We start from the raw sequence: 16,074 nt of genomic DNA on the forward strand, positions 1-16,074 counted from the left end.
GCATGAAGTTTAAGGCCAAATTCCATTTGAGGGGAATTTGAGTTCAATTTTGCCAAATAAGCTCCCAGGCTTCAGAAGCCTATAAAATTTGCCCCATGGATCTTATATTGTTGCTAAAAGCAGTCATTCTGGGCGTAGTGGAGGGCTTAACCGAGTTTTTGCCAATCTCCAGTACGGGGCACCTGATCTTGGTTGGGGATTTGCTCGATTTCAACGATGATCGAGGCAAAGCCTTTGAAGTCATTATTCAGTTTGGCGCTATCTTGGCCGTTTGTTGGGAGTTCCGCGCCAAGCTGCTTAAGGTGGTCTGCTCTCTAACTGCCAGCGCCAGCTCGCGACGCTTTGTTCTCAATCTCATCATCGCCTCGATTCCCGCAATGGGTTTGGGCTTTGTATTTGGCAAACACATTAAAGCGGTCTTGTTCTCGCCGATTCCAGTTGCTAGTGCGTTCATTGTGGGCGCTCTGATTATTTTTTGGGCAGAGCGACGTCAAGAAAAAGCCAGTACTGTAAATACGCGTATTCATTCCGTAGATGACCTTTCTTATCTGGATGCCTTGAAGGTTGGTATAGCGCAGTGTGCTGCTTTGATTCCGGGCACCTCTCGTTCAGGTGCCACCATCATTGGCGGTATGTTGTTTGGTTTGCCGCGTGCTGTGGCAACGGAGTTTTCTTTTTTCCTGGCGATCCCTGTGATTGGAGGTGCAACCGCTTATGAGTTACTCAAGCTTTGGAAAAACCCCGTCACGATTTCAGGAGAATTTAGTCTTGCTATTGTGATCGGCTTTATCGCTGCTTTCATTTCTGCTTTTATTTGTGTGCGCTGGTTGATTCACTATGTGGCGCATCATAACTTCGTGCCTTTTGCCTGGTATCGGATTGTTTTTGGCCTGTTAGTGCTGATCACTTCCTATAGCGGTTTAATAGCCTGGTCACATTAATTCTTTAAAAGATTTAGGAAGCTGCATATGGATGTCTCAATCGACGCGATTACTAACAACATTCAGTTGGCGTTGGCCCCCGTCTTTTTACTCACGGCAGTTGCCACCTTGATTAATGCGATTTCTGGGCGCTTGGCGAGAACAGTCGATCGCATGCGCTCGATTCAGAAGGCGTTGTATGAGGGCGGAGTCAAAGATGAAGAAGCACTCCAGCACATGCAAATCGAGGCCAATGAAGCCATGATTCGGGGTCGTTTGTGTACGGCCGCCATCTTTTTTGACGTACTGAGTGGGGTATTTATTTCCTTAACGGTACTAGAACTCTTTTTCTTTCAGGCGGGAGCGGTCCGCTCTCTACAAACAACTTATGTTATTTGGACCTTTGTATTGGGTCTGATATCCTTCATGACATCTTTATCTATTGTTCTAGCCGAAGTGGTTTATGCCTATCGATCAGCCGGCTGGAGAGCCCCTAGAAATTACTAATACATCTACATTTTCAATCTAAAAATATGAACAAAATCCTCATTACTGGTGGCGCTGGTTTCTTAGGTTCACACCTGACCGAAAAGCTGCTCAAAGAAGGCAATGATGTATTGGTAGTCGATAACTACTTTACGGGCTCTAAAGCAAATTTGGCGCACTTATTGCCTAATCCTAACTTAGAGTTAATGCGTCACGATGTGACCTTCCCGCTCTATGTAGAGACCAACCAGATTTATAACTTGGCTTGCCCAGCATCTCCAGTGCACTATCAATATGATCCGGTGCAAACCACCAAGACTAGCGTTCATGGTGCGATCAATATGCTCGGTCTTGCCAAAAGAACACGTGCCCGTATTTTGCAAGCCTCTACTAGTGAGGTGTATGGTGATCCAGAAGTGCATCCTCAGCCTGAAGAGTATTGGGGTAAGGTCAATCCTATCGGCATTCGCTCTTGCTATGACGAAGGTAAGCGTTGTGCAGAAACCCTCTTTTTTGACTACAACCGTCAACACAATCTCGATATCAAAGTAGTGCGCATCTTTAATACCTATGGCCCCCGTATGCACCCGAATGATGGACGCGTAGTGAGCAACTTTATAGTGCAGGCACTGCAAGGCAAAGACATCACGATTTATGGTGATGGCCAGCAAACCCGTAGCTTTTGCTATGTGGATGATCTGATTGATGCGATGGTGCGGATGATGAATTCTGAAGCAGGCTTTACTGGACCAGTCAATATTGGCAATCCAGGCGAGTTCACCATGCTCCAGTTAGCAGAGACTATTCTTAAACTGTCTGGTAGCAAATCGAAAATTATTCACCAGGCTTTGCCGTCGGATGATCCAAAACAACGTCAACCGAATATTGAATTGGCTAAAGCAAAATTAGGTTGGCAGCCTAAAGTCAACTTGGAGGATGGTCTTAAAGAGACTATCGCTTATTTTAAAAAGGTTGTAGCTTAAGTTGTCTGTGCAGGGCGAGCAAACTGGCAAGAGCGAAAAGCGTTTTGAGCGCATTCGCTCTTTTGTCTTAAGGGCCGGCAGAACCACTGCAGGGCAGCAGCGTGCGATCGATGAGTTAGGCCCGCGCTTTCTGATTCCTTACCAAGCTAAAACGCTTGATCTTGTAGAGGCATTTGGAGGCTCCAAGCAGCCGAAGATTTTGGAGATCGGCTTTGGGATGGGCGAGACCACTGCCAAGATTGCTGCCTTAAGACCTGCCGATGATTTTTTGGCCATTGAAGTGCATCCCCCTGGAGTGGGTGCTTTATTAAAGCTCATCGGGGAGAATCAGCTTACTAACTTGCGCCTCATGCGACATGATGCAGTAGAAGTTTTAGAAAACATGTTGCCAGCCAATAGTCTTGACGGTATTCATATTTATTTTGCTGATCCTTGGCACAAGAAGCGCCACCATAAGCGTCGTTTAATTCAGGCGCAATTTGTAAAGCTACTGGTCTCGCGTTTAAAGTCGGGTGGATATTTGCATTTGGCAACCGATTGGCATAACTATGCTGAGCAAATGCTCTTAGTCCTCAACGCTGAAGAGTCTCTGAAAAATACCTCTACCAACTTTGTGAAGGTAGAGACCTTTACTGCAGAAGATGTTGCCAAGCCTGAAGCACTTGCAAAAGATTTAAATGAATTCAAACCCAGTCTTGCGCAACTCAGTGCAGAGCATCCGGGTTATGTAGATCGCCCAGTCTATCGTCCAATTACTAAATTTGAGAACCGTGGTGTCAAACTAGGCCACGGTGTGTGGGATTTGGTTTATCAAAAGCGCTAGCTGTATGCCTGGGGATACTAGGCATACAGGTTTGTTTTATAAACCTACGCAGACATATTTCATCTCTAGGTATTCATCCATACCGTAGACGCTACCTTCACGGCCAAGGCCGGATTGTTTAATACCGCCAAATGGCGCCACTTCATTGGTGATCAGACCGGTATTGACCCCGACCATGCCATAGTCCAAAGCTTCTGCTACTTTCCAGATGCGGCCAATATCGCGGCTATAAAAGTAAGACGCTAAGCCAAATGGGCTGTTATTGGCCATCTGCACGACTTCCTCATCACTATCAAACGGAATCACTGGTGCAACGGGGCCAAAAGTTTCCTCTTGGGTAATGAGCATTTGGCTAGTGACATTTGCTAGGATGGTTGGCTCATAAAAGTTTTTTCCTGCAATTGTTGGCTTGCCACCAGCGACCAATGTGGCACCTTTACTGAGAGCGTCAGCCACATGTTTTTCTGCTTTTATAAGAGCGGCAGTTTCGATCAGGGGGCCTTGAGTAACCCCAGCCTCCATACCATTGCCGACTTTAATTTTAGTGATGGCCTTGGCAAACTTTTCTACAAATACATCATGCACTTTTTTGTGGACATAAAAACGGTTAGCGCAAACACAGGTCTGACCTGAGTTTCTAAATTTGGACGCTAGTGCACCGCTCACGGCTGCATCAATATCGGCATCCTCAAACACAATAAAAGGTGCATGGCCGCCAAGCTCAAGTGCCAGTTTTTTCACAGTTGGGGCGCATTGCGCCATTAGGATGCGCCCAACCTCAGTAGATCCAGTGAAGGAGAGATGACGTACTACGGGTGAAGCGCACAAAGTTTTACCAATCGCGATCGATTGTTCGGAGTCAGCCGTTAAGACATTGATCACTCCAGCGGGAATGCCAGCGCGAATAGCCAATTCCGCTAACGCTAAAGCGGAAAGTGGCGTGAGTTCAGCAGGTTTAATCACGATGGTGCAACCTGCAGCTAGTGCAGGGGCAATCTTGCGAGTAATCATCGCGATTGGAAAGTTCCAAGGGGTAATCGCTACGCAAACACCGATGGGCTGCTTGAGCACCATCATGCGTTTATCTCCCCAGGTGGTGGCTGGAATGGCACCAGCTACCCGTTTAGCTTCTTCTGCAAACCATTCAACAAAGGAGGCTCCATAAATCACTTCCCCGGTAGCTTCAGCAAGGGGCTTGCCTTGCTCTAGTGTCATTAAGGTAGCAAGGTCAGTAGTGTTCTCGGTAATGAGGTCAAACCATTGGCGCAGAATGTGCGCACGCTCTTTGCCGGTTTTATTGCGCCATGCTGGCAGGGCGGCTTCAGCGACTGCAATCGCTAGCTCTGCTTCGGCGCTTCCAAGATTGCTAACCGTCGCAATGAGTTCATCCGTGGCAGGATTGTTTACGGAAAACTGCTTATCTGAGGCAATCCATTTTCCATTGATGAGGGCCTGCTCTTGGAAGAGCTTGCTATCTTTTAAGAGACCGCGAATATCGATTTTTTGCATAAGAAACGTTACCAATCAGAAAAATGGAATTCAATAGGAATTCAGGGATAGCGCAATGACTATCAAAATGATTTTATCCCCGGAAAGCAAAAAGCCCCAGAGCGTTGTAACTTTGGGGCTTTCAAGCAAAAGGGAAGGTAAAGGCTAAGGCCTAGGGATTAGTTTGCCTGAGTCTCTGTAGTTCTGAGTTTTTGCGCCAACAGGTCTAGAACGCCGTTCACGTATTTATGGCCATCGGTACCACCAAAGGTTTTAGCAAGTTCTACAGCCTCGTTAATGGCAACCTTGTAAGGTACGGACGGGTCTGCAGCCAATTCATAGGTGCCGATTAATAAAGCAGCGTGCTCAACGGGTGACAACTCATTAATGGGGCGATCTAAGGCTGGGGTAATCAGCGCCTCTAGTTCATCAGTGCGCTCTAGAACACCTGCAAAGATTCCCTGAAATAAATCCAACTGGCAGCGCTTAAATGCCGGATCCTCGGCCAATTGTTTTGCAATGGCAGCAGCATTCGGTAAGCTGCCAGCACGACGCACTACCAGGCTTTGATACACGCCTTGTAACGCGTACTCACGGGCGCGACGTCGCGGTGTGAGTGAACGTTTTGGCGCAGCCGCTTTTGCTTCGCCTTCTTTGGCTGTACCGGTGTTGTTTGGAGGGCTAGATTTAGACATGGTGTGAATTCTTTATTCTTTGCTAGCGTTGTATTCGATATCAATATCAGGTGTCAGGGCTAAAGCCAGATTAGCCATTTCGACCACGGCTTTGGCGCAGTCAGCACCTTTAACCTCTACGCGAACTTGGGCTTGCTCGTCAGTGTCGCAAGTCAGAACGCCGTTGGCGATCGGTAATCCAGAATCAATGGAGATGCGGGTAATGCCAGCAGCAGATTCGTTGGAAACCAATTCAAAGTGATAGGTTTCACCGCGGATCACGGCGCCCAAAGCGACGAGGCCGTCAAACTCGCCAGTCTCAGCAAGCTTTTGCAATGCAAATGGAATTTCGAGTGCGCCTGGTACGGTCACCAATTTAATATCTGCTTGAGAAACACCCAAAGCCAATAATTCAGTGATGCAGGCATTAGTCAGTGCAACACAGTGATCTTCATTAAAGCGTGCTTGCACAATACCGATGCGTAAATCTTGGCCATTAAGGTCTGCTTCTAATACGCCTACGAAGTCATTATTGGAGTTGCTCATGATGTTTTCAAATGAAGGAGGTAATTAGGTTGCTTGATAAGGAGTGTAGCCAGTTACTTCTAACTTGTAGCCAGACAAACTTGGTACAGGGCTAGGATTGGCTAATAGGCGCATCTTACCTACGCCGATATCTTTCAGGATCTGCGCGCCAATGCCGTAGCTTCTAAAGTCAGTTTTGCGAGCTAAAGGCTTTTTAGCCTCTTCCTGAGATTGATTAAGTTTTTGAAATTGCGCTAACCAGTCAGCATCATTGGGGGCTGCAATACCAGCTGCATTGAGCAAGACGGCAACACCGGCTGGAGCTGCTGCAATTTTCTGCAAGGCTTGTGCGAGTGGCCAGGAATGCGTGCTGACATTAGAGTCTAAGAAATCGAGCACTGTGACAGGCTCATGTACACGTACCAAGGTTTCTTGTGCCTCAGAGGGCTTACCGTGAATAAGCGCAATGTGAATACAGGAGCTTGGTGTATCACGATAAATAATGCCTTCGAACTTGCCCCAGGGCGTAACAAATTCACGTGTACCTTCGCGCACCACAATACTTTCGTGTTGGCTGCGATATTGAATAAGGTCAGCAATGCTGCCAATTTTGAGTTGATGGGTTTTGGCAAACTCGAGCAAGTCTGGCAAGCGCGCCATGCTGCCATCGTCTTTCATGATTTCACAAATCACGGCGGTGGGAGAGCAACCTGCCATCGCGGCAAGATCGCAGCCTGCTTCGGTATGGCCTGAGCGAATGAGGACGCCACCGGGTTGTGCCATTAACGGGAAGATGTGACCTGGTTGGACTAGATCGCTGGGTTTAGCGTTTGGTGCAACAGCAGTTTGAATCGTCAGCGCGCGATCGGCCGCTGAAATACCGGTCGTCACTCCAGTTGCAGCTTCAATCGACACCGTAAAGTTGGTTCCCATGGAGGTACCGTTATCTCGCACCATGAGTGGCAGGTTGAGTTGCTGGCAACGTTCACGGGTAAGCGTCAGGCAAATGAGACCCCGACCATGCTTGGCCATAAAGTTCACTGCCTCAGCAGTAACGTGGTCAGCTGCGAGAACGAGATCACCCTCGTTTTCACGATCTTCTTCGTCGACAAGAATCACCATCTTGCCGGCGCGCATGTCAGCAATGATTTCTTCGGTAGAGGCAAGCGTATTTGGCATAGCCCTCTATTTTAAGCTGAGGAGGCCAATATCGTGCCTTGCCTTCAGCAATATTCCGCCTTTCTGACAGCAAGAGCCTTGGCGCTGTGTTTTCAGTCTCGCAAGAGGCCCGGAAAATGCTGTATGCGACCCTTAAACCCCAATGGATTCATTTTGCTAGAGGTATTGGTGGCCATGAGCCTCATTTTGGGCGCCTGGATGGCTTCGCTCGCTAGTTATCAGGGCATCGCTCTGCGCCACGGTCAGCAAGCGAGTAAACGACAGATCTTGCGCTTGCAATGGGATCGGCATGAATTACAAGAACAAGCTCGATCCCAGGGTTCACTAAGGCAGGTTCCCAATCAATCCCATGTTGTCAATAAAGGTAAGAAGAATGAGTCTGCTCGAATGCCTGGTCGGAATCGCCCTGTGCGTGCTATTGCTCAATCCGCTATTGCACACCAGCGCTAATTTGGTGAAACAACAAATTGCGTATGAAAAAACCCAATTGCTAGAGTCAGAGGCAGAGCGTGCTTTGGAATTAATGGCGCGCGCGATTCGCATGGCAGGATATCGCAAAGTACAGAACATGCAAGCGCATTTACAGCAAACTGCTCATCAAAATAAACGGCCACTAGAGATTCATCAAAAATCGGGCTACCGCGGATCAGATGGTTTGACAGTGCGCTATGCTTTATCAGGTGAAACCGATTTTGATTGTCTTGGAAATCACTTAACGAGCGAGCGTACAAATCATCACTTAGCACTACAAGGTTTTTCAGTAGATAGACAGGCAAGTGCGCCTAAGGGTGCGAGAGTCAATGGAGGTTCTCTCATCTGCCATTCGCTTGATCGCCAAGGGCGCATCCAGAAAACTTCCTTGATGAATGGCGTCAATGGCTTGTGGATTGAAGAGTTGAAGGCGCCGTTGAGCCAGAGCCAACGAGCCTTCCAGCTGCGCCTCGAGATGACCGATGGGGCTTACATTCAAAAGGAGTTCTCGCGTACTGTGAGCACGAGGAATCTTTTGTGATTTTGGCTTGGGTAATTTCTTTATTGTTGTTGTGCACTTCTTTAGTAATGTATTTAGAGCGCTTAACCGTGCTAGGCATCATTGAGGCCAACACAATTGAACTCGCGCAAAATCGTTTTATAGAAGCAGAGCATTCTGTCTTGGAGTGTGAACATCATCTGACAAATTTAAGTGCGCTTGAATCACCCAATTGCAACATTCAATCTGTTGGTAAAAATTACTGGCGCATTACCAGTAAAACGAAGCCTGCTATTGAGGTGCATGTATCGGTTGATGAAAAGACAGGTTTGATAAAACGAATCAATTGGCGACAAGCATTTGAATAAATGTCACGATTCACAAATCGGGGCAAGTTTGTTAGAACTCATGGCAGTATTGTTGATGATTGCCATTCTGGCGACGATCACCATGCCGCTATTGCAAGAGCAAATCGCCATTCGAGAAATCGATACCCTGGCAAGACGCTTTATTGCCCACGCCCATTTTGCTCGGCAGCAAGCACTGCATTTAGGGGGGTCAGTACGAATGATCCCTAATCAGGATCACAGTTGGGATGATGGCTGGATAGTTGTCAGTGGTCAGCAAAATAAGCCTTGGATTTCTCAGGGCAAGATAGAGCCCCTATTCTTTCGGGGTGGCGGTAGGCAATTAATTGATCCACATACCAAAAAGTTAGGCCTGGGCTTTAACGCTGCCGGCGCAGCCAAGAGTGCTCAGGGCGGGTTTATTGCTAACCGGATGATCTTGGGTCACAGCAGGGTTCTTGGTCTTGAACGCCAGTTAATTTTGGGTAGCGGTGGTCGATGGCGGATCTGCGACCCTGCTAGAGATGCCAAGCGTTGCCATTGAATGGTTTAATAGACCCATGTACACCGCGGTTGATCACCACTGGATGGGCGAGGCACTAGCCGAAGCTCAAAAAGCACTCTATTTAGCCAACCCAAATCCCCGGGTGGGATGTGTCATTGTTAAAGATGGGAAATTGATTGGGCGCGGCCATACTCAGCAAGTGGGTGGACCTCATGCAGAGATTCAGGCATTGGCGGATGCTAAGGCCACCGGTCAAGATTGCGCAGGCGCCACAATCTATGTCACCCTAGAGCCTTGTAGCCATACTGGCAGAACGCCGCCATGCGTAGATGCTCTGATTGCGGCCAAACCCGCCAAAGTCATCGCGGCGATGTCAGATCCCAATCCATTGGTTGCTGGCAAAGGCCTAGAAAAATTAAGGGCAGCTGGTATTGAAGTCTTGTGTGGACTTATGTCTTCTGAAGCTCATGCTATCAATCGGGGTTTTATCTCGAGAATGACGCGGGGCTTACCTTGGGTGCGCCTCAAGATCGCAGCCAGTCTGGATGGCAAGACAGCATTGCCCAATGGGCAAAGTCAATGGATTACAGGCCCTTTAGCTCGGGCTGATGGCCACCATTGGCGTGCTCAAGCCTGTGCCATTGTGACGGGCGTTGGCACTGTTAAAGAAGATGACCCTACACTCAATGTGCGTGAGGTACAAACTCAGCGCCAACCTTGGCGCATTATTGTGGACTCTAAATTAGAGACGCCTAGCAATGCCAAAATCTTGAATGATGTTGATCAATCTGGGGTCATCATTGTTTGTGCTCATCTCAATGATCCAGTTCAGCAGGAAAAAGCCAAGGCCTTTGAAGCCCGCGGCATAGAAGTGCTCGCCCTAGCTAACCCGTCCGGAAAAGTAGACTTACCTAAACTGTTTTCTTATTTGGCAACCGAGCGTGAGATGAATGAAATCCATGTCGAGTCTGGCTTTAAGCTCAATGGTTCAATGCTGAGAGAAGGCTGCGTGGATGAGCTCTTGCTCTACTACGCCCCCTTCTTAATGGGGAATGGCATTGGGATGGCCAATGTGTCTGATCTAGCCTCCTTGCAGGCTCGGCAAGATTGGCAAATCATTGATCAGGGTTTGATTGGTGGCGATTTACGCTTACGGCTCATCAAGCACTAAAATCACACGATGTTTACAGGAATCATTACTGCCGTAGGTCAGATTAAAAGCGTTCAAGCGAAGGGCGATGGTCTGCATTTAATTGTTGAGGTGCCCGCAGGCTATCTCGATGATGTGGCCTTGGGCGATAGCATTGCTATCCAGGGAGCTTGCATGACGGCCACCCAGTTGGATGGCAATACCTTTGCCTTGGATATTTCGCGCGAGTCTCTAAATAAGACGGTAGGTCTTGATCAAGTGGGCCCAGTGAATTTAGAAAAGGCCTTGCGACTCAATGATCGACTTGGCGGTCATTTGGTTAGTGGTCACGTGGATGGTGTTGGCAAGGTTGCGCACTTTGCACAAATTGCGCAAGATGCTTATGGCTCTTGGTTGCTCAGAATCGAGGCGCCCAAATCCTTGGCTCCATTTTTGGCCTACAAGGGTTCGATTGTGGTCAATGGCGTATCACTGACCGTCAATAACACTGAAGACACTGCTCATGCATGTGTTGTCGATATCAATTTGATTCCGCATACGCTGCAAAGTACTACCCTTGGCAGTCTGAAGCAGGGTAATCCTGTGAATTTAGAGATTGATTTAATTGCGCGTTATGTTGCGCGGATGCTCGAGACCCAAGCAAAAACTCACTAAATCAGATTGATTCAGTTTGATGAAGATTTGCGATAGCGGGTTGGGTCGCTGATCTTAGCTTGTGCAAAGCCAGCTTTTCGGAGGCGACACGATTCACATTCACCACACGCTTCACCTAAATCATTGGCTTGATAGCAAGACACAGTTTGTGAGTAATCTACACCTAGCGTGCTACCCAGTTCAATAATTTGTGCTTTCGTGAGGTTGATGATGGGGGCATGCACTCGGAAGCGATTTTCATTATTGACTGCTTCAACCCCTGCTTTGGTTGCAAGGTTAGCCATGGTTTCAAAGGACTGCACATACTCTGGGCGGCAGTCAGGGTAGCCGGAATAGTCTACGGAGTTTGCGCCATAAAAAATATCGAGACCACCCAGTGCTTCTGCCCAGCCTAGGGCGAGCGATAGCAAAATGGTGTTACGCGCAGGCACATAGGTCACCGGAATTTCTGCTTCTGTACCTGGCGCAGTCGGTACGGCAATAGAGGAATCCGTTAAAGCCGAGCCGCCAAAGCGCGTGAGATCGAGATTGACAACTTCGTGACGAATGACGCCAATTTGCTTAGCAATGTGTTTTGCTGCTGCCAATTCAGAAGAGTGGCGCTGACCATAACCGACAGAAAGTGCGTAGGGTGTGTAGCCTAAGTCTTTGGCCAGTGCGAGCACTGTGGTGGAGTCCAGGCCGCCAGAAAAAAGAATGACAGCAGGCGCGCCTGGGGTACGCGGAGCGAGATTCTGAAATGCTGCAGACAAGAAAGACATCGATTACTTCGTCGCAGCGATCAGTTGCTGGGCATCTTTAGCAGCTTCAGTATCGGGATATTTAGCAATAATTTCACTGAAGGTTTTCTTGGCTGCTGCTTTGTTGCCGCTCTCTAGTTGAGAGTTACCCAAGGTCACCATTGCCGCGGCAACACGGGGATGATTCGGATACTTGCTAATTAGACTTTGGAGTTGCTTGATCGCGCCAGCGTAGTCCTTGTTAGCGTATTTACTGTTACCACCCCAATACAGCGCAAGCGGTAGGTATGGGCTCTTAGGATATTTTGCTGCGAAAGCAGAAAATCCCTCATCGGCTTTTTTCAGATTACCCGCCTGAAATGCCTTCAAGGCATCGTCGTACGCTTTTTTCTCGCCCGGTTGAACGGTGCCACTAACGCCTTCAATCGTCGTAGTGCGGGGCTCAAAATTTCCTAAGCGAGTATCTAAATCTTGGTAGTAGGTTTTCTGACTATTGGAAATGTCTTCACCTTGCTTTTCCAAGTTCTCAATTTTGCCGCGTAACTCGGCATTGTCAGATTTGAGCTTGTCGATCTCCCCTTGAAGCTCGAGCTGTGTGGTAGCCAAAGACTTGCGCAGATCCAAAATAGCCTTGCGGGCCTCATCATCTGAGAACAACGCCCAGGCGCTATTAGAGGCCCCTAGGCAAACTAGGAAAGTACTTAAACAAAACGCTCGTGAGAGCGTTTGTTTAACAGCGTGAGAAGAGATCTTCATTTAGTTTGTGATGTAAACAATGTCAGCGCGGCGATTTTCTGCCCAAGCTGCTTCAGTATCGCCCTCAGCTTTAGGTTTTTCTTTGCCAAAGCTGACTGCTTCCATCTGATCATCAGAAACACCCATCAAATTCAAAGATTTACGCACTGCATCAGAACGACGTTGGCCTAAAGCCAAGTTGTATTCAGCGGTGCCGCGATCATCCGTATTGCCTTGAATAATGATCTTCTGTTTTGGATTGGCTTTTAAGTAGCTGGCGTGTGCAGACAACATCTTTTGATATTTAGTTTGAACGGTGTACTCATCAAAACCAAAGTAAACACTTTTCTCAAAGAGCGGGCTCTTTGGGTCGTTCCAGGGTTGTGAACCGAAGTTGCCGCTACCACCGCTACCATTAGCGCCATCAACATCATCCAATTTCACGCTGGAGCAGGCGGCCATCAAAAACGCTGTTGCGCCAATAAGGGCCAATGTAGCAGCACGACGTGCGATAGAAACTTTCATGTTTTTTCCTTTTCCCTGCGAACTCAATAAGCTATCGATTTGGCAAAGTGCCAATAGCAATATTATGCCCCTAAGAGCATCAAAAGTGCGTATTTCAATCCGAAAAAGGGGTGTTTAGTCCATGAAAGGACCCCAGGATGGCTGACGTACATCAGACCCTGGGATGCTCAGCACCTGCTTCGAGTTGCCGTCTACAGAAACTGCAGCCAAGACGCGCTTACCGCCCACTTTTGTGGAGTAGAGCACGTAGCGACCATTGGCCGCAAAAGAAGGGGACTCGTCACTACTGCCATCGGTGAGTGCCTGCGCATCACCAGTAGCCAGATTCAAAATGTAAAGGCGATATGCGCCCCCAACGTTGGCAATGTAAGCCAAATATTTACCATCGGGAGAAATGCGTGGCGAAGTTACAAAACCTTGTTTGAAAGTAACGCGTTTGGCGCCTTCCACTTGTTCGCCATCAGCACTCATGCGATAAATCTGGGGATTGCCACCACGATCGCTTGTGAAATAAATATAGCGACCATCGGCGGAGTATTGGGGCTCTGTATCAATCGTGCTGCCGCGGGTTAAGCGATGCAAACCAGTGCCATCGGCATTGATGCCATAGATTTGGGTATTGCCATCTTTAGATAAAGAGATCGCCAATTTTTTTCCATCAGGTGACCAGGCCGGTGCGCTGTTATTGCCCTTTTGATTTGAGAGTGAAATACGACGCCCTGTAGCCAACTCATGAACATAAATGACAGGCTTGCGATCTTCAAAGGAAACGTAAGCCACCTTCTTGCCATCAGGCGACCATGAAGGAGAAATAATCGGCTCGGCACTGTTCATTGCGTTGCGAATGTTTTGGCCATCTGCATCAGAGATCACGAGGCGATAACGCTTGCCTTCTTTGATGACATAGGACAGGCGGGTAGAGAATACGCCGCGCTCACCAAGGAGTTTGAAGATAATGTCATCAGCAATCTTGTGGGCTACAGCGCGTAAGTTATCCGCGCTAGAGTCGAGCTTGAGACCGCCTAAACTTTCGGATTTCCGAATATCAAACAATTTGTAGGTAATCGTAAATTGACCATTACCAGTTTGCACTACCGAGCCAACCGCAAGTGCATCTGCACCCCGCGCTGCCCAAGATTTGTAATTTGGTGTGCCTTCATCGCTTTCAACAGCATTACCGTTTTCAGTATTCTTAAAGTAACCACTGCGTGCTAAATCTTGACGAATAATTTCAGTAACGCTAGTGGGTAATTTGTTTTCATCTTTAAAGCGCATGACTGCGATCGGATAGAGAGACTGGCCAACGCCGGTAATCTCAATATTCATTTGCGCAAGTGCGGGGGTTGCAAGACTGATACAGAAAGCAATCAGCACCAATTGAAAAGCCTTGAGTGTTGATACCATTTTTCTTGCTTGTTGCAACATGCATTAATCCTTGGGTTTAAAGGTCAGTTTGACTTCGCGTTGAGGAATTTTGCCATTGTCATCCTTTGGTAGACTTTCTGCGCGTGAGAGTGCAAGCAGCACCGCACGATCCCAGCCGGTATTCCCGCTGGATGACAAAATGCTGGTGCTCAATATGGCTCCATCAGGTGCTAAGCTCACCTGAATGACGGCAGCCGGATTGCTACTAATGGATTCAGGGTTAAACACAATGAGTGGCTTAACCTTTTTCACAACTTTATCCGTCCAACCTGGAGGAGCGTTGCCACCACCGCCTACGCCGCTTCCAACTGTGCCACCACTACCGCCTTCGGCACCAGCCGCTGCCCGCAGACGCGCGAGCTGATCCGCGCGCACTTTTTCTGCGGCAGAATTCGCTTTGGTTTCTGCTGGAGCCTGGGCTTTAGGTGCTTCTGCTTTCTTAGGCTTCTCTTTTTCCTTCTCTTTCGGTGGCGGCGGTTTAACTGCCTTTGGCGTTTCTTTCACCACCTCTTTTTTAGGAGGCTCTTTTTCAACTTTCTTTTTCTTTACAGCGATATCCGCAGCCTCTTCTTTGACTACGGTTTTGAGTTCAGGTTCTGGGGTGGTGTCAACTTGCGGAGTCGAATCCCAAAGCTCCACTTCAACGCCAGCGGGAGTGTGGTTATTCCAACTGATACCAATCACTAAAAAAGCAAATAAGCCTAAATGCGCAATTAAGGAGAACGTAAAGGCGCGTTTGGTGCTCTCTTCTTTAGTGAGACGACCTCGCTTAAAAGGAGTTAGTGGAGATTGAAAAGTCGATGCGCTATTCATGAGCAAATAGATGCGTGCGTCTTTACCTTATTGGCTCTTGACTGCAAGACCAACACGCTTCACGCCATTCTCTTTGAGTTTGGACATGACATTCATGACGGTTTCGTATTTGATCGATTTGTCTGCTGCAAGCACTACCGGTTGGTCTGCAGACTTTTCTGCTTGGGTGCGCGCAAAGGCACCAAGCTCAAAGGGGGTGAGGGTTTGGACGGGCTCACCATCTTTGCGAACGATGACATTCTCGTTCGCGTCAATCGTTAAAAATACTGGTGGCAGTGATTGCACTTTTGCGCCGCCCACGGTCGGCAAATTCACTACACCGGGATTGACCATGGGTGCTGTGACCATAAAGATCACTAGTAATACCAACATCACGTCGATATACGGAACGACGTTAATGTCGGCCATTGCCCGACGTTTTGATTTGCGTAATGAAGAAGCGGCCATATTGTATTGCTCCGATTAACGGCCTGCAGTTTGACGTTGCAAGATATTAGTAAATTCTTCAATGAAGGTTTCAAAGCGAATCGCCAAGCGATCCACATCAGTTGCTGCGCGGTTATAGGCAACCACTGCCGGAATCGCAGCAAACAAACCAATTGCAGTGGCAATCAATGCTTCAGCAATACCCGGGGCAACCGCGGAGAGTGTGGCGTTTTGAACGTTTGCTAAACCGCGGAAGGAGTGCATGATGCCCCAGACGGTTCCAAAAAGACCGATATAGGGAGAGACAGAGCCTACTGAGGCTAAAAAAGGCAAGTTAGCTTCGAGGGCATCCATTTCACGCTGGTAGGTGGCTTTCATGGCGCGACGGGCAGCATCGATTTCTCGCACTTTCATGAACTCCTGCATGCCAGCCTCAAAGATGTGTTCTAGGACGGCGTCGCTGCGGGTATTGCGCTGGGCGGCCTCCAGAAGGGTATTGAGGTCGCCGCCAGACCAAAAGTCCCGCTCAAAGCGCTCGGTATCTTGTCTGACACCCCGTAAAACAGCGGTTTTTTTGAAAATAATGGTCCAGGAGGCAATGGACATCCCCAGTAATAACAACATTACCAACTGTACTAATAGGCTGGCATTGAGGACTAGGGAGAGGAAGGAGAGGTCTTGTGTAGTGGTCATGGTGGATTTTGTA

Annotated in this window: 21 protein-coding genes; 10 read left to right on the plus strand and 11 right to left on the minus strand. The window is 48.2% G+C overall.

Going from position 1 to position 16,074, the window contains the following annotated elements:
* Positions 1-95: 95 nt before the first annotated feature.
* The 4 genes from ICN24_RS02610 to trmB are packed head-to-tail and all read left to right on the plus strand — an operon-like array spanning position 96 to position 3,212.
* The gene (locus ICN24_RS02610) at positions 96-941 is read left to right on the plus strand and encodes an undecaprenyl-diphosphate phosphatase (protein ID WP_216221148.1); all 846 of its coding nucleotides are present in this window, start codon (positions 96-98) and stop codon (positions 939-941) included.
* 27 nt (positions 942-968) lie between these two features.
* Entirely contained in the window at positions 969-1,427 is a 459-nt protein-coding gene (locus tag ICN24_RS02615) for a DUF2721 domain-containing protein (protein ID WP_216221149.1), read from the plus strand.
* A gap of 26 nt (positions 1,428-1,453) precedes the next feature.
* Complete coding sequence (locus ICN24_RS02620; RefSeq protein WP_216221150.1) at positions 1,454-2,389, plus strand: UDP-glucuronic acid decarboxylase family protein; 936 nt, start codon at positions 1,454-1,456, stop codon at positions 2,387-2,389.
* A gap of 7 nt (positions 2,390-2,396) precedes the next feature.
* On the plus strand, positions 2,397-3,212 hold the full coding sequence (trmB, locus tag ICN24_RS02625) for a tRNA (guanosine(46)-N7)-methyltransferase TrmB (protein ID WP_216221151.1): 816 nt from the start codon (positions 2,397-2,399) through the stop codon (positions 3,210-3,212).
* Positions 3,213-3,248: 36 nt separating this feature from the next.
* Here the strand turns inward: trmB and ICN24_RS02630 are convergent, their stop codons facing one another.
* The 4 genes from ICN24_RS02630 to ribBA all read right to left on the minus strand — a co-directional run bounded on the left by ICN24_RS02630 (position 3,249) and on the right by ribBA (position 7,078).
* Positions 3,249-4,721 carry an NAD-dependent succinate-semialdehyde dehydrogenase gene (locus tag ICN24_RS02630; RefSeq protein ID WP_216221152.1) on the minus strand — a complete coding sequence of 491 codons (1,473 nt, stop codon included), beginning with the start codon at positions 4,719-4,721 and terminating at the stop codon, positions 3,249-3,251.
* A 158-nt stretch (positions 4,722-4,879) separates the two neighbouring features.
* The gene (gene nusB / locus ICN24_RS02635) at positions 4,880-5,395 is read right to left on the minus strand and encodes a transcription antitermination factor NusB (RefSeq protein WP_216221153.1); all 516 of its coding nucleotides are present in this window, start codon (positions 5,393-5,395) and stop codon (positions 4,880-4,882) included.
* Positions 5,396-5,407: 12 nt separating this feature from the next.
* Complete coding sequence (ribH, locus tag ICN24_RS02640; protein WP_216221154.1) at positions 5,408-5,920, minus strand: 6,7-dimethyl-8-ribityllumazine synthase; 513 nt, start codon at positions 5,918-5,920, stop codon at positions 5,408-5,410.
* 24 nt (positions 5,921-5,944) lie between these two features.
* Entirely contained in the window at positions 5,945-7,078 is a 1,134-nt protein-coding gene (ribBA, locus tag ICN24_RS02645; RefSeq protein WP_216221156.1) for a bifunctional 3,4-dihydroxy-2-butanone-4-phosphate synthase/GTP cyclohydrolase II, read from the minus strand.
* 123 nt (positions 7,079-7,201) lie between these two features.
* Here ribBA and ICN24_RS02650 point away from each other — a divergent pair, with 123 nt between their 5' ends.
* Genes ICN24_RS02650 through ICN24_RS02675 form a run of 6 tightly spaced genes read left to right on the plus strand, consistent with a single transcriptional unit; the run spans position 7,202 to position 10,704 of the window.
* Positions 7,202-7,528 carry a hypothetical protein gene (locus tag ICN24_RS02650; RefSeq protein WP_216221158.1) on the plus strand — a complete coding sequence of 109 codons (327 nt, stop codon included), beginning with the start codon at positions 7,202-7,204 and terminating at the stop codon, positions 7,526-7,528.
* Positions 7,452-8,090 carry a hypothetical protein gene (locus tag ICN24_RS02655; RefSeq protein ID WP_255532537.1) on the plus strand — a complete coding sequence of 213 codons (639 nt, stop codon included), beginning with the start codon at positions 7,452-7,454 and terminating at the stop codon, positions 8,088-8,090. Before ICN24_RS02650 ends, ICN24_RS02655 begins: the two co-directional genes overlap by 77 nt.
* The gene (locus tag ICN24_RS02660) at positions 8,087-8,416 is read left to right on the plus strand and encodes a hypothetical protein (RefSeq protein ID WP_216221161.1); all 330 of its coding nucleotides are present in this window, start codon (positions 8,087-8,089) and stop codon (positions 8,414-8,416) included. The genes ICN24_RS02655 and ICN24_RS02660 overlap by 4 nt, the downstream gene beginning before the upstream one ends.
* Complete coding sequence (locus ICN24_RS02665) at positions 8,409-8,939, plus strand: Tfp pilus assembly protein FimT/FimU (RefSeq protein ID WP_255532538.1); 531 nt, start codon at positions 8,409-8,411, stop codon at positions 8,937-8,939. Before ICN24_RS02660 ends, ICN24_RS02665 begins: the two co-directional genes overlap by 8 nt.
* Positions 8,940-8,955: 16 nt before the next feature.
* A complete protein-coding gene (gene ribD, locus ICN24_RS02670; protein WP_216222185.1) occupies positions 8,956-10,071 on the plus strand; it encodes a bifunctional diaminohydroxyphosphoribosylaminopyrimidine deaminase/5-amino-6-(5-phosphoribosylamino)uracil reductase RibD in 1,116 nt (371 codons plus the stop codon).
* Positions 10,072-10,080: 9 nt separating this feature from the next.
* Positions 10,081-10,704, plus strand: a complete 624-nt coding sequence (locus ICN24_RS02675; protein WP_216221162.1) for a riboflavin synthase — start codon at positions 10,081-10,083, stop codon at positions 10,702-10,704.
* A gap of 11 nt (positions 10,705-10,715) precedes the next feature.
* Here ICN24_RS02675 and queC read toward each other — a convergent pair whose 3' ends face one another.
* The 7 genes from queC to tolQ form a co-directional block, all read right to left on the minus strand.
* Positions 10,716-11,465 carry a 7-cyano-7-deazaguanine synthase QueC gene (gene queC / locus ICN24_RS02680; protein ID WP_216221163.1) on the minus strand — a complete coding sequence of 250 codons (750 nt, stop codon included), beginning with the start codon at positions 11,463-11,465 and terminating at the stop codon, positions 10,716-10,718.
* A 3-nt stretch (positions 11,466-11,468) separates the two neighbouring features.
* On the minus strand, positions 11,469-12,200 hold the full coding sequence (gene ybgF / locus ICN24_RS02685; protein WP_216221164.1) for a tol-pal system protein YbgF: 732 nt from the start codon (positions 12,198-12,200) through the stop codon (positions 11,469-11,471).
* The gene (gene pal / locus ICN24_RS02690; RefSeq protein ID WP_216221165.1) at positions 12,201-12,704 is read right to left on the minus strand and encodes a peptidoglycan-associated lipoprotein Pal; all 504 of its coding nucleotides are present in this window, start codon (positions 12,702-12,704) and stop codon (positions 12,201-12,203) included.
* Between the two features lie 114 nt (positions 12,705-12,818).
* On the minus strand, positions 12,819-14,129 hold the full coding sequence (gene tolB / locus ICN24_RS02695; protein ID WP_370623091.1) for a Tol-Pal system beta propeller repeat protein TolB: 1,311 nt from the start codon (positions 14,127-14,129) through the stop codon (positions 12,819-12,821).
* Positions 14,130-14,132: 3 nt separating this feature from the next.
* Positions 14,133-14,942 carry a cell envelope integrity protein TolA gene (gene tolA / locus ICN24_RS02700; protein WP_216221166.1) on the minus strand — a complete coding sequence of 270 codons (810 nt, stop codon included), beginning with the start codon at positions 14,940-14,942 and terminating at the stop codon, positions 14,133-14,135.
* A gap of 27 nt (positions 14,943-14,969) precedes the next feature.
* Positions 14,970-15,389, minus strand: coding sequence for an ExbD/TolR family protein (locus tag ICN24_RS02705; RefSeq protein ID WP_216221167.1), 420 nt, complete (start codon positions 15,387-15,389; stop codon positions 14,970-14,972).
* Between the two features lie 15 nt (positions 15,390-15,404).
* Positions 15,405-16,061, minus strand: a complete 657-nt coding sequence (tolQ, locus tag ICN24_RS02710; RefSeq protein ID WP_216221168.1) for a protein TolQ — start codon at positions 16,059-16,061, stop codon at positions 15,405-15,407.
* Between the last annotated feature and the right edge of the window lie 13 nt (positions 16,062-16,074).

This window comes from Polynucleobacter sp. UK-Kesae-W10 (genome assembly GCF_018881575.1).
GTDB lineage: Bacteria > Pseudomonadota > Gammaproteobacteria > Burkholderiales > Burkholderiaceae > Polynucleobacter.